At 49.0% G+C, this 24,702-nt stretch carries 24 protein-coding genes; 12 read left to right on the top strand and 12 right to left on the bottom strand.

Annotated features, from left to right (window positions below):
- Positions 1-78 precede the first annotated feature (78 nt).
- Complete coding sequence (locus CBP31_RS06765) at positions 79-1,428, bottom strand: sodium-dependent transporter (protein ID WP_087035708.1); 1,350 nt, start codon at positions 1,426-1,428, stop codon at positions 79-81.
- Positions 1,429-1,798: 370 nt separating this feature from the next.
- Here CBP31_RS06765 and fabR point away from each other — a divergent pair, with 370 nt between their 5' ends.
- Entirely contained in the window at positions 1,799-2,410 is a 612-nt protein-coding gene (gene fabR, locus CBP31_RS06760) for an HTH-type transcriptional repressor FabR (RefSeq protein WP_087035706.1), read from the top strand.
- Between the two features lie 23 nt (positions 2,411-2,433).
- Positions 2,434-2,814: a YijD family membrane protein gene (locus CBP31_RS06755; protein ID WP_087035704.1), complete on the top strand. Its 381-nt coding sequence runs from the start codon at positions 2,434-2,436 to the stop codon at positions 2,812-2,814.
- 307 nt (positions 2,815-3,121) lie between these two features.
- On the opposite strand, the gene CBP31_RS06750 is transcribed toward CBP31_RS06755, so the two are convergent.
- The gene (locus CBP31_RS06750; protein ID WP_087035702.1) at positions 3,122-3,982 is read right to left on the bottom strand and encodes a sulfurtransferase; all 861 of its coding nucleotides are present in this window, start codon (positions 3,980-3,982) and stop codon (positions 3,122-3,124) included.
- Positions 3,983-4,606: 624 nt separating this feature from the next.
- Here CBP31_RS06750 and CBP31_RS06745 point away from each other — a divergent pair.
- On the top strand, positions 4,607-4,924 hold the full coding sequence (locus CBP31_RS06745; protein ID WP_087035700.1) for a putative signal transducing protein: 318 nt from the start codon (positions 4,607-4,609) through the stop codon (positions 4,922-4,924).
- On the opposite strand, the gene CBP31_RS06740 is transcribed toward CBP31_RS06745, so the two are convergent.
- The gene (locus CBP31_RS06740) at positions 4,921-5,247 is read right to left on the bottom strand and encodes a DUF1145 domain-containing protein (protein WP_087035698.1); all 327 of its coding nucleotides are present in this window, start codon (positions 5,245-5,247) and stop codon (positions 4,921-4,923) included. The two genes, CBP31_RS06745 and CBP31_RS06740, sit on opposite strands and share 4 nt — an antisense overlap.
- Positions 5,244-5,837: a 16S rRNA (guanine(966)-N(2))-methyltransferase RsmD gene (gene rsmD, locus CBP31_RS06735; RefSeq protein WP_087035696.1), complete on the bottom strand. Its 594-nt coding sequence runs from the start codon at positions 5,835-5,837 to the stop codon at positions 5,244-5,246. The genes CBP31_RS06740 and rsmD overlap by 4 nt, the downstream gene beginning before the upstream one ends.
- 862 nt (positions 5,838-6,699) lie before the next feature.
- On the opposite strand from rsmD, the gene ftsY reads away from it, so the two are divergent.
- The 6 genes from ftsY (at position 6,700) to glpX (ending at position 12,746) form a co-directional block, all read left to right on the top strand.
- A complete protein-coding gene (ftsY, locus tag CBP31_RS06730; RefSeq protein ID WP_407668795.1) occupies positions 6,700-8,244 on the top strand; it encodes a signal recognition particle-docking protein FtsY in 1,545 nt (514 codons plus the stop codon).
- Positions 8,245-8,910 (top strand): cell division ATP-binding protein FtsE, encoded by a 666-nt coding sequence (gene ftsE / locus CBP31_RS06725; protein WP_087035694.1) that lies wholly within the window; start codon positions 8,245-8,247, stop codon positions 8,908-8,910.
- On the top strand, positions 8,907-9,854 hold the full coding sequence (ftsX, locus tag CBP31_RS06720; RefSeq protein WP_087035692.1) for a permease-like cell division protein FtsX: 948 nt from the start codon (positions 8,907-8,909) through the stop codon (positions 9,852-9,854). Before ftsE ends, ftsX begins: the two co-directional genes overlap by 4 nt.
- A gap of 259 nt (positions 9,855-10,113) precedes the next feature.
- On the top strand, positions 10,114-10,971 hold the full coding sequence (rpoH, locus tag CBP31_RS06715) for an RNA polymerase sigma factor RpoH (RefSeq protein WP_087035690.1): 858 nt from the start codon (positions 10,114-10,116) through the stop codon (positions 10,969-10,971).
- An 86-nt stretch (positions 10,972-11,057) separates the two neighbouring features.
- Positions 11,058-11,708, top strand: a complete 651-nt coding sequence (gene can, locus CBP31_RS06710) for a carbonate dehydratase (protein ID WP_087035688.1) — start codon at positions 11,058-11,060, stop codon at positions 11,706-11,708.
- Positions 11,709-11,738: 30 nt separating this feature from the next.
- Positions 11,739-12,746: a class II fructose-bisphosphatase gene (glpX, locus tag CBP31_RS06705; protein ID WP_087035686.1), complete on the top strand. Its 1,008-nt coding sequence runs from the start codon at positions 11,739-11,741 to the stop codon at positions 12,744-12,746.
- Positions 12,747-13,306: 560 nt separating this feature from the next.
- Here glpX and CBP31_RS06700 read toward each other — a convergent pair.
- The 4 genes from CBP31_RS06700 to coaD all read right to left on the bottom strand — a co-directional run bounded on the left by CBP31_RS06700 (position 13,307) and on the right by coaD (position 17,218).
- Positions 13,307-14,668, bottom strand: coding sequence for a class II fumarate hydratase (locus CBP31_RS06700; RefSeq protein ID WP_087035684.1), 1,362 nt, complete (start codon positions 14,666-14,668; stop codon positions 13,307-13,309).
- A gap of 25 nt (positions 14,669-14,693) precedes the next feature.
- On the bottom strand, positions 14,694-15,068 hold the full coding sequence (locus CBP31_RS06695; RefSeq protein ID WP_087035682.1) for an acetyl-CoA sensor PanZ family protein: 375 nt from the start codon (positions 15,066-15,068) through the stop codon (positions 14,694-14,696).
- Between the two features lie 162 nt (positions 15,069-15,230).
- Positions 15,231-16,363 (bottom strand): IS3 family transposase gene (locus CBP31_RS06690; RefSeq protein WP_087035680.1). Its coding sequence is split into 2 segments (ribosomal slippage): positions 15,231-16,066 and positions 16,066-16,363, totalling 1,134 coding nucleotides; the frame shifts between segments, so codons are not numbered across the junction.
- 366 nt (positions 16,364-16,729) lie between these two features.
- The gene (coaD, locus tag CBP31_RS06685; protein WP_087035678.1) at positions 16,730-17,218 is read right to left on the bottom strand and encodes a pantetheine-phosphate adenylyltransferase; all 489 of its coding nucleotides are present in this window, start codon (positions 17,216-17,218) and stop codon (positions 16,730-16,732) included.
- 140 nt (positions 17,219-17,358) lie between these two features.
- On the opposite strand from coaD, the gene CBP31_RS06680 reads away from it, so the two are divergent.
- Positions 17,359-18,342 carry a glycosyltransferase family 9 protein gene (locus CBP31_RS06680; RefSeq protein WP_087038651.1) on the top strand — a complete coding sequence of 328 codons (984 nt, stop codon included), beginning with the start codon at positions 17,359-17,361 and terminating at the stop codon, positions 18,340-18,342.
- Here CBP31_RS06680 and CBP31_RS06675 read toward each other — a convergent pair.
- Complete coding sequence (locus tag CBP31_RS06675) at positions 18,311-19,090, bottom strand: glycosyltransferase family 2 protein (RefSeq protein ID WP_087035676.1); 780 nt, start codon at positions 19,088-19,090, stop codon at positions 18,311-18,313. The two genes, CBP31_RS06680 and CBP31_RS06675, sit on opposite strands and share 32 nt — an antisense overlap.
- Positions 19,090-20,151 (bottom strand): glycosyltransferase family 9 protein, encoded by a 1,062-nt coding sequence (locus CBP31_RS06670; RefSeq protein WP_087035675.1) that lies wholly within the window; start codon positions 20,149-20,151, stop codon positions 19,090-19,092. The genes CBP31_RS06675 and CBP31_RS06670 overlap by 1 nt, the downstream gene beginning before the upstream one ends.
- An 87-nt stretch (positions 20,152-20,238) precedes the next feature.
- Here CBP31_RS06670 and CBP31_RS06665 point away from each other — a divergent pair, with 87 nt between their 5' ends.
- On the top strand, positions 20,239-20,946 hold the full coding sequence (locus CBP31_RS06665; RefSeq protein WP_087035673.1) for a 3-deoxy-D-manno-octulosonic acid kinase: 708 nt from the start codon (positions 20,239-20,241) through the stop codon (positions 20,944-20,946).
- A gap of 57 nt (positions 20,947-21,003) precedes the next feature.
- On the opposite strand, the gene waaA is transcribed toward CBP31_RS06665, so the two are convergent.
- Positions 21,004-22,263: a lipid IV(A) 3-deoxy-D-manno-octulosonic acid transferase gene (gene waaA, locus CBP31_RS06660; RefSeq protein WP_087035671.1), complete on the bottom strand. Its 1,260-nt coding sequence runs from the start codon at positions 22,261-22,263 to the stop codon at positions 21,004-21,006.
- 4 nt (positions 22,264-22,267) lie between these two features.
- A complete protein-coding gene (gene waaF, locus CBP31_RS06655; RefSeq protein WP_087035669.1) occupies positions 22,268-23,323 on the bottom strand; it encodes a lipopolysaccharide heptosyltransferase II in 1,056 nt (351 codons plus the stop codon).
- Positions 23,324-23,522: 199 nt separating this feature from the next.
- Between waaF and CBP31_RS06650 the strand changes: the two genes are divergently transcribed.
- Positions 23,523-24,350: a glycosyltransferase gene (locus CBP31_RS06650; protein WP_087035667.1), complete on the top strand. Its 828-nt coding sequence runs from the start codon at positions 23,523-23,525 to the stop codon at positions 24,348-24,350.
- Positions 24,351-24,702: the final 352 nt, after the last annotated feature.

The raw sequence follows: 24,702 nt of genomic DNA, 5'->3' as shown, positions 1-24,702 counted from the left end.
GCACGTGACCTCTTCCGTGCGTTCCGTGTTCTTCCGTGGCAAAAATAGATCTTAGGCTTTGATGTTTGTCGCTGTCTGTTAACCTGCAAACGACTGCACTATCACCACTAGCACTAATACGGGGCAGACGAAGCGTACGTACCAAGGCCAGATTTTCCAGAACAGCCCTTGTGCCAGCTCAGGGTTACCCTGCTGTAACTCAGTTAACACCGCATTGCGCTGCCACACCCAGCCCGCATAAATAGTAATACACATGCTCACCAGCGGCTGGGCATACTGGGTGGTCACCGTAATCACCAAGCCAAACAGGCTGCCAAAGTTAAACACAATCACCACACTAAATAGCGTGCAGATAGCAGTCACCAACCAAGTGGCTTTGATGCGTGATAATGTGGAAGACTCCAACACCAAAGACACCGGCGCCTCTAGCATAGAAATCGCCGAGGTGAGGGCGGCTACTATCATCAGCACGAAAAAGGCCAAGGCTACCGGATATTGCGCCGCGCCCATGGTCTTAAATAAGGCCGGCAGTACCGAAAACACTAAGGTGTCTGAGCTAATTAAGCTGCCGTCTTCGGCGAAGATGGTCACACCATTATGCTGGGCCACATACATGGCGGGTAAAATCAGCAAACCGGCCATAAAGGCTACGCCGGTATCAAGCAAGGTCACTTGTGCCGCCAGTGCGGGAATGTTGGCTTGGCGATTTAGATAAGAGCCATAAAGCATCATCACCGCAGCGCCTAAGGATAATGAGAAAAAGCTTTGGCCTAGCGCACTTATCAGCACATCTCGGTTGAGTACGCGATTAAAATCTGGCACCAAATACACTTTTAAGCCTTCGCTGGCGCCAGGCTGCAATAACATATAGCCGGTAAGCAACACTAGCATCAGCAGCAGCAGGGGCATCAGCCGTGTCGACCATTTCTCGATACCTTGCTCTAGTCCGCGGCTCACCACATACAGGCTCAGCAGGGCAAACAGTAGCGTAAACACTAAATTACGCGCGGTAGAAAAATCCGTTAACCAAGCGGCCGCTGCGTCAGCACCCATAAGGCCGGCCACTGGCTCTAGGGCATAGGCGACAAACCAACCAGAGACGATGGCGTAAAAGGTAAAAATAAAACTGACCGTCAAGATAGCGGCCAAGCCCACCAAACCGGCCAATAGCTTGCCGCTTTTATTGCGCGTCAGTGTTTGCAAAGCACGAAAGGGATTGGCTTGGCCATGGCGACCGATAGTAATTTCTGCCACCAACATGGGGTAACCGAGCAAAAATATAAACAGCAGGTAGACCAAAAGAAAAGCGCCACCGCCGTTGCTGGCGGCCTGAGTCGGAAAACCCCAAATATTACCTACACCAATGGCTGAGCCAGCGGCGGCCATCACGAATCCTAACTTGCTGCTAAATTGCGCCCTTTTTTCCACGTCTTGCTGCTCCTGCTGACTGTAAATTTTTGTATATACACCGCCCAATTAAAATCGCGCCAGCGTCAGTGTTGGGCAGCGTTTTTGTCAAAGGAGAGGGGGTTTGGATAGGCAATATAGGCGATTGCCGGTGCTTTTTCAGTAAAAAATAAATCGCTCAGCTCGCAAGTCTGATCTTTGGCAGCTTACATGATTCACTTTTATTGGAGGTTGAGCTGGTTGTGTTTCAATCGGGACCTTTATTTTAACCGTAATGTTAACCACAAAGAGTGAGCATCGTCAGAGTAATCAAAAACTGACCAAACAGAGCTGACCGGGCCGCGACAAAGGGGTATGATCCCTTCATTAATCGGTTAGATTTTGGTGTGTTGTGGGTATTCGCGCTCAACAAAAAGAAAAAACCCGTCGTACGCTAATTGATGCAGCTTTTAGTCAACTTAGTGCCGAGCGCAGTTTTTCGAGCCTGAGTCTCAGAGAAGTGGCGCGTGAGGCCGGTCTTGCACCGACGTCGTTTTACCGTCACTTTAAAGATATGGAAGAGCTGGGGTTGACCTTGGTCGACGAAGGCGGCCTAACATTACGGCAGTTGATGCGCCAAGCTCGTCAACGCATTGCCGATGGTGGTAGTGTTATCCAGATCTCGATAAAAACTTTTATGGAGTTTATCGATCGCAGTCCCGATGTGTTTAGGTTATTACTACGTGAACGCTCTGGGACCTCGGCTGCATTTCGTCAAGCCGTAGCCCGTGAGATCCAACACTTTACTGCTGAATTAACTGATTATTTAGAAGAGAAACAACAGACTAGCCGAAGCTATGCGGAAATGCAGGCCCAAGCTATGGTCACCATTGTATTTAGTGCAGGTGCAGAAGCGCTGGATATGAACGAGAGTGAGCGTGCGGCTTTGGCCGAGCGTATGACCTTGCAACTGCGAATTATTGCCAAGGGCGCAGATGCATACAATAAAGCAAAGAGGCTTTAGGCCCTATATTAGGAAGGATGACCATGTCAGTAACTAAGAATATCCGTCGCAAACCTATCTTATTAGCGCTACTCGTTGGCTTGTGCGGTAATGGCACACTGGCGATGTTAAGCGTAAGCCAGTTAACGTTTTCTATTTTCCCTATCATAGCGCTAGTGCTGGCAGCCCGTATGCTCTATCGGGAATACCTCACCGTACCTATGGAAGGTGACACTCCACTTTGTACCTTGCTCGCTTTTCTAATTGGCGTGTTTGCTTACTCAGCCGTGTTACGTACCGAATTTCCGGAAATGGGCACAAACTTCTTCTCGGTGATGGTAAGTTTGGTATTAGTCATTTGGTTGGCGTTAAAAATGGGTGTGGCCGCACGCCCAGTAGCAGAAGAAGACGGCGTTAAGTCTTAACGCTCGCCTTAACTCTAGTCTTAAAAAACTATCAGCCCGCCATTTGGCGGGCTTTTTTTGTTTATGAGGCGGGAGTTCAGCGCTAATCACCGAGCTAAAAGATAACACCGTCCAATCCGTCTTCGAGGAGCGTAGCGACGCGGCAATCTAGGCCTTAAAAGCTGGAAGCTAAGAGCCGGAAGAAAAAGACTGGATTGCCGCGCTACGCTCGCAAAGACAAAATAAGAGCAGCGCTAAGCGTCGAGCTAACATATAGACACCCTCTTTTTTAGCTTGGTGCTGGGCGCTTGCTGCTCGGCGTTGCCCTTCACCCTTCGCCAGTCATCACCGGCAGTTGCACTGAGCCACCCCATTCGGTCCAAGAGCCATCGTATACCGCAATTTTTTGATGGCCGGTGAGATAGGCTGCCAGTGCAATAATGGCGGCGGTAACACCAGAGCCACAGCTACAAATTAGCGTTTGCTCAGGGCTTAATAACGGGGCGAGTTTTTCTGCTAATTGGTCTTTGGGTAAATATTGCCCTTGCTGCAACAGCTCGCTAAACGGTAAACAAGCCGCACCTGGCATATGGCCAGCTCGTACTCCAGGGCGCGGGTCGGGCGCTTGGCCGCTAAAACGCTCACGGCTGCGCGCATCTAAAATTTGCTGGTTGGGTTGCGTGAGCGCCGCTTGCACTTGATTAGCGTCAACAAGCCAGTGGTCTTGTAGCTGGGCTTCAAATTTACCAGCAGCCACTGCTGTGGGCGGTGTGTTATCTACTGGCAAATCGAGTGCCAGCCAATTCGGCAAGCCACCATCCAGTACCGCCACTTGGGAGTGGCTCATGGCCTTAAACATCCACCAAGCTCGGGGGGCAGCAAAAATACCACTGCTGTCATAGATAACTATTTGCTGGTGATTGCTAATGCCCAGCGCCGACACTTGTCGCGAAAACTGCTCAGCACTCGGCAGCATGTGCGGCAGTGAGCTACTGTTATCAGCTATCTCTTGGTCAAAATCAAAAAAACGGGCGCCGGGAATACGCTGCTGGCGCCATTCACTTACGCCAGAGCGTTGGGCGGCGGGCATATGCCAGCTGGCGTCCAGCACCACTAAATTTGGATCATGTAAGTGTGCCGCTAGCCAGTGCGCGTCCACTAAAGCGGAAGGTAATGGTGAAGCCGTCATGATAATTACTCCTGTTTAAGCGATAACTCTATCCTAAGCGACGCGCTCAGTTGGAACTATATTTTTATCAAGCGAATCCTTGTAAGAGATCCGCCCGACTTGCTGTGCGCTATATCGTAATATGCGGGGTGCAATAACGCTTTAGTGAGTAGTATTAGCTCACTCTTTAAATTAATCACATTTAAAACAACTACTTAAAAATAAATAGTGACATATTCGCAAAATGCACTACGCATTCTTAACTTGAGACGCGTAAAAAACACTGTATAGTTACTTTAGCAGGGAGCAAGGGAAGCCCATCAGGAAGACAGGCTTGCTAAGTAAGGCGAAAGGAATTCCGCAGGAAGCGGCAAGGGACACCTCTAGGATGGAGAGTGATGCGAATCAGGATGAGTCGCAGTCAGGATGACACAGGACACGCCGATGGATCGGTATGAGGAAATGCCTTAAGGATAAGGTACTATGTCAAGGAGTGCAGGGAGCAACATTGGTTTAGGGATTTGAGCCATACGACAACCCAAAGGGGGATGACGATAGTCATCCCCCTTTTCTATGCCTTAAATTCGTTGTTCAGCGGCGTGACGAACGAAACATCAATAAACCCTAACGTAAGGTTTAGTAAGTATGAGTCAGTGGCATGCTATTTATCGGGCGGGCAACAGCCTAGAAGCGCACCTGTTAAAAGGCGCATTAGAAGTCTCGGGTATTGAGGTGCAACTGCAAGGGGAAGCACTAGCCGGTGCCTTAGGTGAATTACCCGCTAATGCCATAGAAGTGACGCTATTGGTTAAGCACTCACACCTCGCTCAAGCTCAGCAGATTCTACTCAACTACCAACAACAAAATAAACCGGCTTGGTACTGCCAGCAATGTGGAGAGCACAATGCTGGCAGTTTTGAGCTTTGTTGGCAGTGTGGCCAAGAAGCCATAGCCAACGATTAATCTTTCGACTGTTGTTTTTTCTGTCTGTTTTGTGCGTTTTTCTGCTTATTCTCTTCCGAAATTTCTTTTAAGCGTGCGCGGTGGTGATTCATGGCAAACGAGCCGAATACCAGTACCGCTAAATAGTCTTTGGCAGTCAGATCTAAAAACTGAGATGCCTGTTTTAGCATCAACATTTGCAAGAGGTGCATGACCAGCACCACCACACCCAAAATCATGGGCATAGTGCCGACTTCCTGAAAGTCTGGGCCTACCACGGCATAAATAACGCCTGCCCAAAACAGCAGCATAATCAAACGCATCATCAGATTTATTATGTTCATTGCACAGCTTCTCTTTGATAAAGTTGATAGGACACTTGGCCGGCCTGTTTGTCTTTTAACAGCCGCCAATTAAGGGGTAATAATAGAGGACTAGTCTGTTCGCGCTCTATATATATTTGCGCGTCTTCGCTCAGCCAGCCATTGGCTTCTAATAGCTGGCAAGCTTGGGGCAGTAACTGCTGATGAAACGGCGGGTCTAAAAACACCACATCAAAGGCGCGCGCGGGTGTTTGCAAAAACGCCAATGCATCTTTGTGTATTACTTGGCCAGGAGCGGCGGGTAAACTCGCTAAATTTTGCACTAATTGCTTAGCAACACTGGCGTCTTTTTCTATTAGCACTACCTCGGCGGCACCGCGCGATAAAGCTTCAAAGCCTAAGCTGCCGCTGCCTGCAAACAAGTCTAAGCAGTGTGATTGGCGAATATCGAACATCAGCCAATTGAATAAAGTTTCTTTAATACGATCAGTGGTGGGCCTTAAGCCTTCACTATTAAGCACGGGTAATTTACGCCCGCGCCATTGGCCGCCAATCAAACGAATTTGGCCGGTGGCTGCTGTGGCTTTTTTTACTGGTTTTGCTTTTGCCATCTCGTTTCGCCGTCTTTCAATAAAGTGCTAGTATGAAGGCGGTTTTGCACCCTCAAGGTGCTGTGTATTCTAAAGAAGGGACAGAGCCACGGCCAGCTCTAATCTCCCCCCGACATTTGTGAGTAATAACATAATGGCAAAGAAAGGTATTTTATCTTGGTTTGGCTTTGGCAAAAATAAAGAACAGCCAGCACCCACGCCAGAGCAGGCAGCAGAACAAACACGTTTAGCCGCCGAGGCCGAAGCCGCAGAGCAGGCACGACTACAGGCAGAAGCTGACGCCGCCGAACAGGCTCGCTTGGCAGCAGAGGCCGAGGCAGCGGAACAAGCTCGATTAGCACAAGCCGCTGAGCAAGCACGGTTAGCGCTGGAAGCTGAAGCGGCAGAGCAAGCCAGGTTGGCCGAAGTTGCCGATGCGGTTGAACATGATCGCTTGGCTGCAGAATTTAACGCAGCGGAGCAGGCACGACTAGCGGCTCAGGCCGAAGCCGCGGAGCAAGCAACACTGGCCGCGGCCGCAGAGGCTCAAGCAGAAGCCGCCGAACAGGCGCGATTAGCAGACGAATTTGCAGCGGTAGAGCAAGCTCGTTTAGCAACAGCAGCCGAAGGCGCAGAACAAGCTCGTTTGGCAGCAGAAATTGAAGCGGCGGAACAGGCGCGTTTAGCGGCAGCAGCACAAGCACGTTTGGCGGCAGAAGCACAAGCGGCAGAGCAGGCGCGTTTGGCGGCAGAAGCCGAAGCAGCAGAACAAGCGCGTTTAGCGGCAGAAGCTGAAGCGGCAGAGCAGGCTCGCTTAGCAGCAGAAGCCGAAGCGGCAGAACAGGCTCGCTTGGCAGCAGCACAAGCCGCAGAACAAGCGCGCTTGACGGCAGCAGCCGAAGCGGCCGAACAGGCGCGTTTAGTGGCAGAAGCCGAAGCGGCAGAGCAGGCGCGTTTAGCGGCAGAAGCTGAAGCGGCAGAGCAAGCTCGTTTAGCGGAAGAAGCACAAGCCGCAGAACAAGCGCGTTTGGCGGCAGAAGCACAAGCGGCAGAGCAGGCGCGTTTAGCAGCAGAGGCCGAGGCGGCAGAGCAGGCGCGTTTGGCGGCAGAAGCCGAAGCAGCAGAACAAGCGCGTTTAGCGGCAGAAGCTGAAGCGGCAGAGCAGGCTCGCTTGGCAGCAGCACAAGCCGCAGAACAAGCGCGCTTGACGGCAGCAGCCGAAGCGGCCGAACAGGCGCGTTTAGTGGCAGAAGCCGAAGCGGCAGAGCAGGCGCGTTTAGCGGCAGAAGCTGAAGCGGCAGAGCAAGCTCGTTTAGCGGCAGAAGCACAAGCGGCAGAACAAGCTCGTTTAGCGGCAGAAGCCGAGGCCGCAGAGCAGGCGCGTTTAGCAGCAGAAGCCGAAGCAGCGGAACAAGCTGAAGCGGCAGAGCAGGCACGTTTAGCGGAAGAAACTGAAGCTGAGCGTCTTGCAGCAGAAGCGCAAGCGTTGGCTGCGGCAGCGCCAAAGCAAGGTTTCTTCTCCCGCCTTAAGAGTGGTTTGCTGAAAACTCGCCAAAATTTGGGCTCAGGCTTTTTTGGCCTATTCAGCGGTAAAAAAATTGATGATGAGCTGTTTGAAGAGCTAGAAACTCAGTTGTTGACGGCGGATTTGGGCGTAGAAACCACGCTCTCGATTATTGATAATTTAACGCGCCAAGCCAATCGTCGTCAGTTGAAGGACGGTGAAGCTCTGTATGAACTACTAAAAGAAGAAATGGCCACCATCTTGCACAAGGTAGAGCAGCCCTTGGTGATAGATAGCGAGCATAAGCCTTATGTGATTTTGATGGTGGGCGTCAACGGTGTGGGTAAAACCACCACCATTGGCAAGCTGGCTCGCCAGTTTCAGGCTGAAGGTAAGTCAGTAATGCTGGCGGCGGGCGATACCTTCCGCGCGGCGGCGGTGGAGCAGTTACAAATCTGGGGTGAGCGTAACAAGATCCCCGTGATTGCCCAACATACCGGTGCCGATGCGGCCTCTGTTATCTATGATGCAGTAGAAGCGGCCAAGGCGCGCAAAGTCGATGTGTTACTGGTCGACACCGCCGGTCGTTTGCAGAATAAAGCGCACTTGATGGACGAGCTGAAGAAAGTGGTGCGGGTGATGCAAAAAATTGATGGCGCAGCTCCCCATGAAATCATGCTGACGCTGGATGCGGGCACCGGCCAAAATGCGCTTAGTCAGGCAAAAGTCTTTAATGAGGCGGTGCCGATCACCGGTATTGTGTTAAGTAAGCTGGATGGCACCGCCAAAGGCGGGGTTATTTTTGCGGTGGCCGACAAGTTTGGCATTCCTATTCGCTATATTGGGGTGGGTGAGAAAATTGATGACTTACGTCCCTTTGTCGCCCGGGAATTTATTGATGCGCTTTTCAGTCAGGATGAATAAATGATCCGCTTCGAGCAGGTAAGTAAGGTGTACAGCGGCGGCTTTCAGGCGCTGCAAAAAGTGAGTTTTAACCTTGGCAAGGGAGAGATGGCCTATTTGACTGGGCACTCGGGTGCCGGCAAAAGTACCTTGCTCAAGTTGATCAGCGTGATGGAAAGGCCCACCGATGGCCAAGTATTTTTTAATGGCCAAGATGTGAGCCGCATTCGTCGCGGTCATATCCCCTATGTGCGCCGCCGCATTGGCATGATCTTTCAAGACCATCACCTCATTAACGGCCGCACCGTGTTTGATAACGTGGCGCTGCCCTTAGTGATTGAAGGCTATAACCATAATGATATTCGCCGTCGGGTATCGGCGGCGTTGGATAAGGTCGGCTTGCTGGGCAAAGACCGTTACTTTCCGCTGATGTTATCCGGTGGTGAGCAACAAAGGGTCGGCATAGCACGCGCCATCGTCAATAAGCCGTCTTTATTATTGGCGGATGAGCCGACCGGTAACTTGGATCCTGCGTTATCGATGGAGATATTACGCTTGTTTGAAGCCTTTAATAGCGTGGGTGTCAGTGTGTTAATTGCTACCCACGATACGGGGCTGATTAATGCCCAGCGTCATCGCACTTTAACTTTAAGCGCAGGCCGCTTGGTTGCGGAGGCCGAACTATGAGCCGCCATAAACTATCGGTGTTTCAGCGCTTTGGCATGTATGCCCTCGATCATGCACGCCAGCTGTTTGCCAGCCTAGGTGAGATTTGGCGCACGCCGTTAAGCTCACTGATGACCATAGCGGTGCTCGGGGTGAGCTTAGCGCTGCCGGCCAGTTTTTATGTGTTATTAAAAAATACTGAAACGGTGAGTGCCGTATGGCAAAGCAAGGCGCAAATCAGTCTGTATTTACAGCAACAAGCCAGCGAAGCGCAAATCACCGAGCTGCATGAGCGCTTAGCCAAGTCTGAAAATATTGCGAACGTGACTTATATCAGTGCTGAGCAAGGCTTAAAGGATTTTCAGGGGGCGGCGGGCTTTTCTGAGGCGCTAGACTTACTGGCGGATAATCCGCTGCCGGCGGTATTAATCTTGAACTTGTCGGAGACCGGGCGCGCCCCAGATGCCGCCGAGTTGCTGCTCGCCGATATGCATGCAGAGCCGATTGTGGAAACCGCGCGTCTAGATATGGCGTGGTTGGCCCGATTATCCGGTATCGTTGATTTGTTGCGCCAAGCGGTGATTGGCATGTCGACTTTGCTGTTGGCAGGCGTCTTGTTGGTGGTCAGTAATACGCTGCGCCTAAACATTCTCAACAGTCGTTATGAAATTGAAGTGATGAAGCTGGTGGGCGCCACCGATCGCTTTATTCAACGGCCTTTTTTGTATGTTGGCCTGTGGTACGGCATTATAGGGGGCTTGTTAGCTTGGTGGCTAACCTTGGTGATGGTGTTTTGGTTAAGTCATAAGGTCACCTCACTGGCCGACTTGTATCAGAGTGACTTTAACTTACTGGGCTTAAACCTAGAAGAAAGCTTACTGTTGATCCTAACCGGTACTGTGCTGAGCTTGTTTGCGTCTGGTTTTTCTGTGCGCCGTCACATTCGCGCCATCGAACCCAGCTGAGTGTCACAGGCGAGTTGAACTTTATGACCTAAATATGGTCTTATATACGCTTCATAAGGCCAGCCTTATTGGCCATCACTTTTGGCCACACTATGACGACATCTAGGCTATGACCTCTAGTTTTTAATAAATACATTTTCCGCTTTGCAGCTAGGCAGAGCTTATCCAGTTTCAGTTGCGCTAATCGATATTGCGCGAACCTAGAGTGTGTACTGCCGCTGTTTTTATACGGAGTCATGTAAGAATGAATACGAGTGTAATGACAACAGATTTTCAGCGTGATTTTTCCCTTGTTCCTCAAGGTAGCTTGGAAGCTTATATCCAAGCAGTCAATACCATTCCTGTGCTCAGTGCCGAACAAGAAAAATCACTGGCCGAACGACTTTTTAACGACGGTGACTTGTCTTCTGCTCGCCAGATGATCATGTCTCACCTGCGTTTTGTGGTGCACATTGCCCGTGGTTATTCCGGCTATGGTTTACCACAAGCAGATTTGATCCAAGAAGGTAATATCGGCCTCATGAAAGCCGTGAAGCGCTTTGACCCTGCGGTCGGCGTGCGCTTAGTTTCTTTTGCGGTGCATTGGATCAAAGCCGAAATTCATGAATATGTGCTGCGTAACTGGCGAGTAGTAAAAGTAGCCACTACCAAGGCGCAGCGTAAGTTATTCTTTAACTTAAGAAAGTCTAAGAAACGTTTAGGCTGGTTTAACCAAGCCGAAGTCGCCATGGTGGCGGAGAACTTAGGGGTATTACCGGCCGAGGTCGTGGAAATGGAGTCGCGCATGAGCGCGCAAGACCCCGCCTTTGACTTATCATCAGATGATGATGATCGGGATACCAACTTTTCGCCGGTGCAGTATTTGCAAGATAACAGCTCGGATGTGGCGCATCAGGTAGAAGCCGAAAACTGGGAACAAACCAGTAACCGTCGCTTGCGTGCCGCCTTGGCTACCTTGGACGAGCGCAGTCAGCATATTATTCAAGCGCGCTGGTTAGATGAAGAAGAAAAAATTACCTTACAAGTATTAGCCGATGAGTATGGCGTATCTGCAGAGCGTATCCGACAATTGGAGAAAAGCGCGCTGAAGAAGCTGAAAATGGCCATGGATTCATAAGTGACAATTAGGTCATATAAAAAGGCCCGCAAGGGCCTTTTTTCCGCCAAGAATCTATTCTAAAAAGAGAAAATGCAGGAAATCCCATGCGAATACTAAAGCAGCTGTTTGACAATAATGAAGCCTGGTCAGAGCAGATTAAAGCCGAAGATCCGGCCTTTTTCGAGAAGTTAGCGTTACAACAAGCGCCAGAATATCTGTGGATTGGTTGCTCAGACAGCCGCGTTCCTGCGAACCAGCTCACAGGCTTACTGCCGGGCGATGTATTTGTGCATCGCAATGTGGCAAACCTAGTGATGCACACCGACTTTAACTGTTTGTCGGTGGTACAATATGCGGTTGAAGTACTGAAAGTGAAGCATATTATTATTTGTGGTCACTACGGCTGTGGCGGTGTTAAAGCGGCCATGGGCGATGCGGAGCTAGGCCTTATTGATAATTGGTTAGCCAGCTTAAAAGATTTATATCAACGTTACCGTAAAGACCTGCTCAGTGTGGAAGATGATCAGCTAAGAGAAGACGCCTTGTGCGAGCTGAACGTGGTTGAGCAGGTTGCTAACCTGTGCCGCACTACCATAGTGCAGCATGCATGGGAACGAGGCCAAACGCTATCGGTGCATGGCTGGGTATACGGTATTCAAGATGGCCGGCTGCATGATCTCGATGTGTGCGTATCGGGAAAAGAAGAAACCCCCGACGTATATCGCATCTTGCAGCAGCGTATATTAGACAAGTAATTCGCCATAGAGCGACGAGTAGGAAATCTCATGAGACGTGAATTAGCCATAGAATTTTCGCGAGTAACTGAAGCGGCCGCCTTGGCCGGGTATAAGTGGCTGGGAAGAGGCGATAAAAATACTGCCGACGGCGCTGCAGTGGCAGCGATGCGTCATGTACTGAATGAAATTAATATTAGCGGTGAAATTGTTATTGGCGAAGGCGAAATTGATGAAGCGCCTATGCTTTATATCGGTGAAAAAGTCGGTTTAGGCGGTGATGAAGTCGACATCGCCGTGGATCCAATCGAAGGCACTCGCATGACCGCCATGGGTCAGCCTAACGCCTTGGCCGTGATTGCCGTGGGCGAAAAGGGCGCTTTTTTACGCGCCCCTGATATGTATATGGAAAAGCTGATTGTGGGCGCCGGCGCCAAAGGCGTGATCGACTTAGACAAGTCGATAGAACAAAACATTAAGGCCGTGGCCAAAGCGCTAAATAAGCCGTTATCACGCTTTACCGTGATCACGTTAGCCAAGCCGCGCCACGACAAAATCATTAAAACCATGCAAGCGTTAGGCGTGCGCGTGTTTGCCATTCCAGATGGCGATGTGGCGGCCTCTATTTTAGCTTGCGTGCCAGAAAGCGAAGTCGACATGCTATATGGCATTGGTGGCTCGCCTGAGGGCGTGATTTCTGCCGCTGCCGTACGCTCGCTTGATGGCGACATGCAAGCCCGTCTGATACCGCGTTATAAAGTTAAAGAGCCCACCGAAGAAAATATCGCCCTGGGCAAGCAAGAGATTGCGCGTTGTGAAGAAATGGGTATTGAAGTGGGTAAGGTGCTAAAACTGGAAGACATGGCCCGCACCGATAACGTGATGTTTGCCGCGACCGGTATCACCAAAGGCGACTTGCTCGAGGGCATCAGCAGTGATGGCATCTATGCGCACACCGAAACCTTAGTGATCCGCGGTAAATCCCGCACCGTGCGTCGCATTCGCTCCACGCATATATTATCGCGTAAGCGCCAGTCACTGAAGGATATTATTCTGTAAGTGCAGCGCCGAGCGCCAAGCTTATAGCACCAAGCGAGACACTACTCTCGTCTTAGATAGCTGCATAAGCTAATACCTATAAAGGATGCCTCGGCATCCTTTTTTGTTTTTTCCTAGGGGCCAATTTATTGGACCGCTTTAGGCAATGCGCTGTGCTTGGTCGAATACTCTTTATTAAAATAAGCCGACCCTACAAAAGTCCAGAGCCAAGCTCTAACCTTGGTCGTTGCGAGGAGTGTAACGACGCGGCAATCCATGGTTATGTACCGCGCCGTTGTAGCATGGATTGCCGCGCTACGCTCGGAAAACGGAATAAGGGCGCATAACAACAGAGCGCAGAGCTAACGCGAAACCATGACGTCCAAAAGAGCATCTACAAAGGCCAGAGCCAAGCTCTAACCTTGGTCGTTGCGAGGAGTGTAACGACGCGGCAATCCATAGTGATGTACCGCGCCGTTGTAGCATGGATTGCCGCGCTACGCTCGGAAAACGGAATAAGGGCGCATAACAACAGCGCGCAGAGCTAACGCGAAATCTTGACGTCCAACTGAGTATCTACTTCAACGTGTTAACGTCATGGGGTTGAGTAATTTTCGCAGTTCGTCTTCAGACAGATCGGTGTGCTCTTGAGCCACATCTAAAATCGGTCTTTGTTCTTTATAAGCCTGTTTGGCGATTTTGGCTGCTTTTTCGTAGCCGATCACCGGATTAAGCGCGGTAACTAAAATGGGGTTCTTGGCCAAGTTCTCATCAATGTGCGCTTGGTTAACGGTAAAACCGCTGATAGCGGTTGCCAATAAAGGCGCGCTGTTACTGAGTAGCGCTAGCATGTGCAGCAGGTTGTTGGCCACCAAAGGCAGCATCACATTAAGCTGAAAATTTCCCGACTGGCCGGCGATGGTATTGGCGGTATCTAGCCCTATAACTTGTGCGGCCACCATGGCCACGGCTTCTGGGATCACTGGATTTACTTTGCCCGGCATAATGGAAGAGCCGGGTTGCAGCGCGGGCAGCTGAATTTCTGCAATGCCGGTGAGCGGGCCTGAGTTCATCCAGCGCAAATCATTGGCAATCTTCATTAAGGCTACGGCCAAGGTTTTTAGCTGGCCAGAGAGCTCAACAGCCGTATCTTGGCTGCTTAAGCTGTAAAAATAATCCTCGGAGGGGCAAAAATTTAACCCGGTGCGTTTATTAAGATAGTTACATGCCAGTTGGGCTTGGCGGGGATCCGCATTAATGCCGGTACCAATGGCGGTAGCTCCCAGCGCCAGTTGTTGTAGTCGGCTCTGCAAGCCGTCTAAACGGTCACCTGCATAGCGCACTTGGGTGGCCCAACCGCCGAGCTCTTGATCAAAGCGCAGTGGCATGGCGTCCATTAAGTGGGTGCGGCCAGTTTTGACTTGGTTTTTTAATTGCTCGCCTTTGCTGAGCATGGCTTGCTCCAGCTCCAGCAGCGCCGGCATCAGCTGGCGAGATAACGCCAAGGCGGCGCTAAGGTGCAGAGCCGAGGGGATCACATCATTGGAGCTTTGGCCCATATTCACATCATCATTGGCGCTGACTGGCTTGCCTAGTTGCGCCGCCGCCAAATGGGCCAACACTTCATTGACGTTCATATTGGTACTGGTGCCAGAGCCGGTTTGATAAACATCGATAGGAAAGGCATCCGGATGCTGGCCGGCAATCACGGTATCGGCAGCGGCGATAATGGCCGCGCTGGTATCTGGTTCGAGTCGTTTAAGCTCGCCATTTGCATAAGCACAGGCGGCTTTTAGTTTGGCAACGGCACTAATAAAAGCAGCAGGTAAAGGCTGACCGGAAATAGGAAAATTATTAATGGCTCTTTGGGTTTGTGCGCCGTATAGGGCGTCAGCAGGTACGGCTATCTCGCCCATAGAGTCATGTTCGGTTCTCATCTTCATGGAGTCTCCTTAACGCTGCGGGGATTTACTCTAAATTACAGCTTAGCATTGCTGTTGGGCCGTTAAAGCCTTGAGCCTGTAAAAATGCCACTAACTCTGCTTGTTGAGCTGCCGGCGCTTGAGCCGAGTTACATGTGAGCTGGTCTACGCCTTGAGCCTTGGCGTCCCGTTTAATGTGGGCCAGTAGCTCTTGGCCTATGCCACGGCGGCGCGTAATATCGCGCACGGCAATAAACCCCAGCGCGGTTTGGTCACGCCAAGCCAGCGCCACGGCTCTGTCATTAAAGGTGGCCAAGTAAAATTGCGCCTGTTCGGGCAGGTCACGGCCTTGTAAAATAAGGTTTACATGGGCTTGATGCAGTTCAGGGATCTGGCTCAAGTTATGTATAGTTAGGCGCATTAAAATATTCCTCAGAAAACCGCTAGTTTATCATGGTAGAAGCGGTGAGGCGTGAATCGTAAGGTGTGAGGCTGGAATGGCCCGACTAAAGTAGACACCCGTTTAAGCAGCATTAAGTTGCTGCACATATGCGTTGGGGGTTAATCCTCCCTGCGCGGTGTGTTATCTTACTTTGTGGTAATACTGCGTGATGTAGAAGTGTATTTCTTCTGCCATCTCTTTACGAGTTAACAGCCCTAAACGGCGGGTCCATTCCTTTTTCAGTAAAGCAAAAAAGCTTTCTGAACACGCATTATCCCAGCAGTTTCCCCGGCGAGACATGCTGATAGTCACTTTACGTTTATTCAACCACGTCATGGTCGCCATACAATGATATTGGCTGCCCTGGTCTGAGTGGAACATCAGCTCACGGCCATCAGGCTTCTGATTCTTCCAAGCCTGCTTTAAGGCCTTAATCACTAATTCAGCACTATTAACCGGCCCTTGAGCCTTGCCCACTACCTGTCTGGTAGCAAGGTCGATTATCACCGCCAGATAGAGCCAGCCTTCTTCACAGCGTATTTGAGTTATATCTGACACCCAAACACGGTTCTCTTCTGCAACCGTAAACTGTCGGTTTAACAGATTCGGCGTCGCAGCGATGCCTGGCTTATGTTTACGGTGCCCGGGCTTTGGCGCGACACAAGAACGGTAGCCCACACTCTGTAATAAGCGTTGCACTTGATTCTTACCACAAGCAAAGCCTTGGTCAACCGCTTCGCGCCACAATTTCCGATAACCCGCAATACCATGTTGCTGTTCAGCTTCAGTCAATAAAAAGGCGAGCAGACTGCGATGACGCTCCGCCTGAACCGAAGGCTGTCGTTGGCGCTGCTTCCAACAATAAAAACCCGCACGAGATACCTGGAGTACGCGACACATCACCAGTACCGTCCAGCTCATGCTGCGATACCGGTCGATGAAGGCAAATTTTATCGCCGTGTCTTGGTAGCGTACTCTTCCAGCTTTTTTAAGATATCGAGCTCCAGTTCAGCGCGCTCTAGCTTTTTCTTAAGACGCTTATTCTCTTGCTCTAACTGACGCAGGCTTTTATCTGGCCCTTCATTTTTAACGGGCTTATCCTGTTTCGAATCTGGTTTGTCCATTATCCACTCTCGACGCCAACGGCTTAATACGTTCGGATGCACCCCTAGTTCACTGGAGATTTCAGCTAATGTTTTAGGTGATGAAACAGAGGGTTTAACGGCTTCCCGCTTAAATTCATTACTAAATTTACGTTTGGTTTGGTATTGCATACACTTCCTCACTCTGAAGAAGTGTCTACTTATTCGGGGCCATTCCAGGCCTAGCCCGAAAAAGACTAAAGATTTATCTGCAACGGAGCCCACATTCTCTGTTTACGATAAGCACGGAAAAATAGAGATCAGATCTTAAAGGGATTTAATTGGTAAGACCAAACTATCCTGCTTCTCAGGACTTGCAGCTAAAGCGCCAGGCTACAGACGCCGTGCGCTTTAGCTGACCGCTTAGGCTTGGTTCTAGATTTACCAATAACAAGGTCTTGGCACTTTTCTATCTTATCTCAGCTTAATTTTTCCGTAGATTCCGTGTTCTTCCGTTGCAAAAATGGATTGGGGGTTGTTCTTGGTCTTAGCTGGAAGTTAGGTGCTAGAGGCTAACTTCAACGTAACGGCTTGAGCTACCGCGTCGGGTACAAATTGGCTGATATCGCCGCCGTGAATGGCTACTTCTTTCACTAAGGTCGAAGAAATAAAAGAGTTTTCTTCGGCGGGCGTTAAAAATACGCTTTCTAATTCCGGCATCAGGCGGCGATTCATATTGGCCAGCTGAAATTCATATTCAAAGTCTGACACGGCGCGTAAACCCCGTACTAATACCTTGGCGTTATGGTCTTTAGCCAAGTCGATCAACAAGCCAGAAAAACCCACCACAGTCACATTAGGCAACTGCTGCGTCACGGCCTGAATTAAGCTCACTCTTTCTGCTAGCTCAAACATGGGTCTCTTACTGGGGCTAAACGCTACGCCCACTATTACTTCGCCAAACAGTTGTGAGGCACGCTCAATTAAATCTAAATGCCCATTGGTAATGGGATCGAAGGTGCCGGGATAAATAACTCGAGTGCTCATGCTGGTTCCTTATAATTGCGCAACCGTCAGAAAGTTTGAGGTAGAATGCTTGAGGTAGAATAGTACCGCATAACGGCCAGTGGGAGAGCAAGGTGACAAAACGAGTTTTAGTAGTACGTAACGATAAGATTGGCGACTTTATGCTGGCGTGGCCTGCATTCGCCTTGCTAAAAGCGTCTACTGATTGCCATATCACAGCGTTAGTACCCGGTTATACTCAGCCCTTAGCCGAGCTGTGCCCCAGTATCGACGAGGTGATCATCGACCCAGGCAAAGCTGCCGGTGAGCAACAAGCGCTACTCAATGTGCTTAAAGCCGGGAAATTCGACGCTGTTATCTGCTTGTTCTCAAATTTTCGCAACGCTAAGCTAATGTGGCAAGCCGGCATTAAGCAACGTTGGGCGCCGGCCACCAAGCTAGCCCAAATGTTGTATAACCACAGAGTTAAGCAACGACGCTCCCAATCGGCTAAGCCCGAATATGAATATAACCTAGATCTGGTGCGCACTTTTTTGCAGCATAATCAACTGGCCATTAATGAGCCTCAGGCGCCTTATCTAAGCTTTGATACCGCCGAGTTAACGGATTTTAAAATCGCCCAAGCGCAGCAATTAGGCATAGCCGCCGACCAGCCTTGGTTATTGGTGCACGCCGGCAGCGGTGGCTCGGCCAATAACTTATCTATCAGCCAATATGCAGATTTGACTCGTCGCCTACAAGCCGCTTATCCGCAGCTACAAACCGTGCTCACCGCAGGCCCTGGCGAGCAAGCGTTGGCGCAACAGGTGGTAGACGCAGTTGGTCCAGACGCTGTCGGTCAAAGGGCAGTGCTGGCCCATGACTTGCCCCTACCGGATTTCTGCCGACTACTAGCCTGTGGCAGCTTGTTTATAGCCGGTAGCACAGGCCCGCTGCACATAGCGGCGGCATTGGATGTACCCACGGTGGGCTTTTTCCCGCTGCGCCGCTCGGCCACGCCACTGCGTTGGCGGCCCCTGAATAGCGAAGGCCGCCACTTGGCTTTTCATCCGCCGGCGAATGCCCAAGTGGAGGACATGAGCCAAGTGGACATGGCCGAGGTAGCGAGTGCTATTACTCCTTGGGCCCGTGAGTATGTGTATTAATCCATAAGTCAGCGTATTTCACAAAGGTCGAATGGGCAGACAGTACGCTCAATAAAAAACCTTGTTTGCCATCGAGAAAGCCGGCTTTAAGCACATACATTTTTATAAAACAGCCGAGGCCATGGAAAATGCCTTGGCTTATTGATGCTTGTTTGCCTCTAAGCTGGCGTTGTTCTGCCCATGCCCGCGCATAACCTGCGGACTTTACGAGGTAATGCTCTAAGTCACGATAGGTATAATGCAGCAGATCCCCGTGTAGTTTTTTAACTTTAACACCTTTGTTAAGGTGCACTTTTTCATGTACCAATGCATCGTTGTAGCCAGTTAACGCTTTAGGATAAAGCCGCAGTACGCGATCCGGATACCAGCCGCAATGGCGAATAAAACGTCCAAATACCCAAGACAAGCGTGGTATCGAATACACCGTATTGGCTTTTGGTTTAGTTAATGCCGCCTCGATACTGGTTTTAAGCTCTGGAGTGACCCGCTCATCCGCATCTATCCATAGCACCCACTCCGACTGCACATGGCTTTGGGCAATTTGGCGCTGTTTACCAAAGCCTGGCCATTCGCTATTCACAAAAAAACGGGCGCCGACAGCTTCCGCCACCGCTTGAGTGTCGTCCGTGCTGCCTGAGTCCAATACGACAATTTCATCCACCCAATCTAGGGTTGCTAAGCAATCAGCCAAATTTTCGGCTTCGTTTTTGACGATTAATACCGCGGCTAGGGTCGGGCGAGTACTCATTAAACAGGCTCCTGCAATAGATTAAAGTCATGAATGATACGCTCAAACTGTGCGGTAACTTGCTCAATATTGATACTTTGCATGGCATTTTTGTCTTTTACTCGGGTGCGCCACGGCAGTTGGTCGGCAGTTTTACTGGTTTCAGCCAAGAGAGCTTGCTCATAGACGCTCACTACATAATCGCGGCAATAATAGGGACCTGTGCGTGACGGATTATGGTGGGCGTATAAGCCCAGCACAGGAGTGCCTACTAGGGTCGCCATGTGGGTTGGCCCTGTATCCGGTGCTACCACTAATCGTGCTACTTTAATTAACGCCAATAGTTGCGGCAAACTGGTCTTTCCCACCAGATTTTCGGCAATATGGGGCGTTAATGCGCAGATCTGTGCTGCTAGCTCACGCTCTTGCTGGGCGGGGCTGCCAATTAGCATTACCTTCATGCCTTGATGGTGAGCGTATTCGGCAAGTTTGGCATAACCCTCGGCAGTCCAGTTTTTATAGGCTTTACTGGCCGCGGGGCAGATCAATAATAAAGGCTGCTGTGTTTGATAAGGTTTAGCCCACAGCACGGCTGCATCGGGTAAGTCGAGCGACCAGTGGGGCGTGACCTCGGTTAAGCCGAGCGCTTGGCCAAATGCCATAAAGCCATCCACCACATGTTCGCCGTGAGGTGCCACTTTATAATTGGTAAATAACCATTGACCATCTTTGGCGCGAGACTTATCGAAACCGAGCCGATATTTGGCGCGTATGCCTAAGCTGGCAATACTGGCACGCAGTGCCGCCTGCATATGCAGTAATGCATCAAACTCACGGCCCTTGAGCGTTCGCCACAACTGGCGATAAGCGTGCCATCCGGCAGACTTATCAAACACGATGATCTCTACATTTGGCAGCAACTGCAGCAGGTTAGCTTCAACCTTGCCCGTTATCCAGGTAATTTTGGTGGTTGGCCATTGTCTTTGTATCGCCTGCACTAAAGCGATGGCATGACAGCAGTCGCCGATGGCTGATAAGCGTAATAAACAGAGACTAATAGGGGGCGAATCGAACAAGGCCATAGGGAAATCTCCATAATTTGAGTCAGGCATTATGCAAAGGCTGACCAGCCATGTAAAATCTGTGTTTTCGGCTTGGGGGAAACGACAGTGGAGCGCATTGAGCACGGTTCAGAAATTATCTGGTATGACCCGGAATGTTTCGACTCATTTCAGCGTGATTTTTTTGAGATCGACTACTGGCGAGAACAAGACGCCATTTGTGGTAAAGCCGTGGGCCGTAACACCACTTGGTTTGTAAAAGATGCGGTGTGCGACAAGGTACTGCGCCATTATTACCGCGGCGGCATGATAGGACGAGTGATGGAAGATACCTTCTTGCACGTCGCCGAGTCTAAAAGTCGTGCCATGGCCGAATTTACCGTATTGGCTAAATTATATCGCCGTGGCTTACCCGTCCCTCGCCCTTGTGCTGCCCGCATGGTGCGCTCCAATTTAGTTTATCGCGCCGATATTATTTTAAGCTTGGTCGAAAATTCACTTGATTTAGTGGCCGTGTTAAAAGAACGCGCGTTAACCAAAGAAGAGTGGCAAGCCGTAGGCAAGACCATTCGCCGTTTTCATGATGCCGGCCTCTATCATGCAGATTTAAATAGCCACAATATCTTGCTCGATGCAGACGGCAAAGTCTGGTTAATAGATTTTGATAAATGCCATTTTCGCCAGCCCAACACTTGGACCCGCGAGAATATGGATAGACTGCTGCGCTCATTTCGCAAAGAAAAAGGCTTACATCCTGATTTTCATTGGCAAGAAGCCGATTGGCGTACCTTATTAAATAGTTATAAAGCCAAGTAATTAATCTAAATTAAACGATAATAAAAACAAAAGAGCCAACTCTTGGCTCTTTTTTTGTTAGATAAAATTTTGCATACATTGCAGTGTTTTATTAATGGCTCCTTTATTCTCGTTTACCACATCAAGGGCACTGTTGCCTAACTGTAGGCGGCGGGGCTTATCCGTAAATAATGTTATTAGGATGTCGGCTAATACGGTAGTGTCGCTTACCGTGATCAGCGCATTCTGCTCAAGCAGTTTTTGATAAATATCTGTGAAGTTAAATATCGAAGGGCCGGTAAGTACCGGTTTAGCTAATGCAGCAGGCTCCAGTAAATTATGCCCACCGCGTGGTATTAAGCTGCCTCCCACAAAGGTGATATCAGCGGCTGCTAACATGATAGGTAACTCGCCCATGGTATCACCCAAATAGACCTGACTATCAATAACGAGCGTGGTCTGAGTGCGGCGAACTAACGTTAAACTTTGCTGCCTTACTAATTCCGCCACTTGAGCGAAACGCTGCGGATGGCGAGGTACCAAGACCAATAACGCATTGGGTAACTTGGTTAATAGTTGTTTATGGGCCGCCAGTATTTGTTCATCTTCTCCCTCATGGGTGGAAGCCGCAATCCAAATTGGCCGCTCACAGCCGAGCTGTTGGCGCAGTTGTTGCCCCTGCTGGCGTACCTTCGCACTGTAATCAATATCAAACTTAATGGAGCCAGTTACACTCAGCTTGTCGTTGGCCACGCCTAGATCAGAAAAGCGCTGGGCATCTGCGGGATATTGGCAGGCGATGTGGTGGATGTTCTTGGATAATAGTCGAAAAATAGCGTGGAAACGCTTATATCGATTAGCAGAACGCGCCGACAGCCGCGCATTTAACACCATAACTGGCAATTGCCGCTTGGCACATGCGTGTAGCCAATTAGGCCAGAGCTCAGTTTCCATAATCAGTAGCGCGCGTGGCTGCATGCGCCGCAAAAACAGTGCCACCGCCCAAGGAAAGTCTAACGGCGCATAGCGATGTTCGATTAAATCACCTAGCTTTTCGGCTAAATCAGCACCGGTGCGCGTAGTGGTAGTGACGAGAATGGGCAAGTCTGGCTGCTCGGCTTTAATGGCTTTGATTAGCGGGGTAGCGGCGATGATTTCGCCCACACTCACCGCGTGTAGCCAAATAGGATTTTGTTGTCTGGAGGCGGGCACTAACCCTAAGTGCTCGGGCCAGCGCTGACCAAACCCAGGTTTACCTTTTTTAGGCCAATACAGTATTGCCAATAAAATTGGGCTGAAAAGGTGAATTAACAGATTATATAATAAGCGATAAATCATAAGGTTACCGAGGGTTAGTCATAACTAATTCAGGTGCCAATAAGTTTCTTATCGCGCTCAGCACTTTTTCTGGAGCCAGCTCTTTTAGACACTTTAAATGGCCTAATGGGCATTCTCGCTTAAAGCAGGGTCTGCATTCAATATCGGTATGTACCACTGCCACTTGTCGCGCTAAAGGCGGGGTGTACTTAGGCGAGGTTGAGCCATAAATCGCTACTAAAGGGCGTTGCAGTGCAGCAGCGATGTGCATTAACCCTGAATCGTTAGATACCACAACTGCACTTAGCGCCATAAGATCGATAGCCTGATGCAGTGAAGTTTTTCCTGCCAAAATATGGCAGTGTTCCTGCAATACGGTGGGTAAATAATGACGAATGGCCTCTGCAACGGGAATATCTTTGGCTGAACCAAAAATCCACACTTGCTTCCCCTGCTCAATTTGTTGCTTAGCCACCTCGGCATAATGCTGCTCGGGCCAACGCTTAGAGGGACCAAATTCGGCACCGGGGCATAGGCTAACTATCTGCCTTGTTTCGTTTAGTTTTAACTCAATCAAGGCCTGCTGCTGATTATTTAGATCAGTTCGCAATGTAGGCCAAGGTATTGCCGGTATACAGCGGCTGTCTTTCATCTCTGCCTTGGGATATGCCAGTGCGGCATAACGCTCCACCATCAGCGGAAAGTCAGTCTTGTTATTACGCAAATCACTGAGCAAACCATAGCGCGACTCACCTTTCCAGCCGGTGCGCTTTTTAATACCCGCAAACAGCGGGATCAGCGTCGATTTTAACGAGTTAGGCTGCACTATCGCCCAATCATAGCCATCAGCCGCCAGCCGTCGGCCGAGACGAAAACGTTCGGCTAGCTTGAAGTCGCCATGACCCAGCGGCATCACTATGGCCTTGTCTACTTCAGGCATGCGTTCAAGCAATGCGCAGCACCAAGCCGGTGCCATCACATGCAGCTCGGCATCTGGATGTTCTTGTTTGAGGGTGATGTACAGACTCTGCGACATCACCATGTCGCCAACCCAAGAAGGACCTATGATCAAAATTTTCATATTTTCACAATGATTAACTACTGATTGAGTAGTATTTTAATGTATATAAGTGTAAATTTGTAAATAATTGTACATAAATTTATTTTTAATCTTAGACAAATAATGAACATTTTTGAAGAGTTAGAGCTCTAGTTTACGTTCTTGTCGATCTTTTTCAGAGCCTTAATATTTTTACTAAAAGATAAATTGGAGTTTTAATTTGAAAGTAAGCATAATTGTTTCAGTATATAAAGATGTGGGAGCTCTAAATTTAATTGTTCAAGCATTACATAGCCAGACTTATAAAAATTTTGAGTTGGTTATTGCTGAAGATGGTAATGATCCTGCAATGTTGCAATATATAGAAGGAATTGAAGGCCTTGAAGTAAAACATACTACACAGGAAGATAAGGGCATTCGTAAGAACAGATCAACTAATAATGGAATTATTGCCAGTGATGGTGACTATCTGATTTTTATAGATGGAGACTGTATTCCTTATAGTACCTTTGTTGATGCCCACGTAAAACTTTCTGAGACAAAAACAGTGTTAAGTGGACGGAGAGTAAATCTAGGACCTGATTATTCAGAAAAAATACGATCTAAAAAAATTACTTCTCTGCAATTAGAGAAAAATTACTTGCGCTGGTACAGATCTATTTTAAAGGATGCTGTTGAAAGACATACTGAATCTGGATTTTACTTTCGTCCAGAAGGTTTTTTTTACAAGTTAATATTTAGACATTTCAAGAATACGGTAGCTATAATTGGCTGCAATTTTTCTTGTTTTCGAAGCGACATATTAAACATTAATGGCTTTGATGAAAACTATGGTGAAACCTCGGTAGGTGACGACACTGATATTGACTGGCGACTCCAAGCAAGTGGTTGCAATATTAAATCAGCTAAGAATGTTGCTAATATGTTTCATTTGTATCATTCTAGAGGCTTTCGCGACACGATAAAAAATTCCGTAGAATTAAAAAAAATGAACGAAAGAAAAGATAATAATCAATGGGTGGCTGAAAAAGGTTTGGATACTCATTAACTCTTTATATGAGCACTTCAATTTTCTGATTGCTGAGTAAGTACAGCTAGTATGTAGCCCATTTAAAGTTGTGATGTCTGAAATGCGGTTAATTTTTTAATAATTAGTGGCTGCAGAGAAATTAAATCTGTTAAATCTGTAGACATAATTGGTTTCAATTCAGCAACCATAACAGCTGTTTTTTCTAATGTTTGGCTAATATAGATCTAAGATATATACAAGGCAACATGAAAAAAAATAACGGGTTTTCTGTATACACTTTAAATATTGTACTTGATAATAATCGGCTTCTGTCTAGCATTTAATATTAAAGTATATAGTGGTGTTTTTACTATTGTTATTTGTTTTAAGT

Origin of the sequence: Oceanisphaera profunda, assembly GCF_002157895.1 — a bacterium.
In the GTDB taxonomy this organism is placed as follows: Bacteria; Pseudomonadota; Gammaproteobacteria; order Enterobacterales; family Aeromonadaceae; genus Oceanimonas; species Oceanimonas profunda.
Note: the sequence above shows the minus strand (reverse complement) of the source record. Positions and strands in the feature narration are given on the sequence as shown.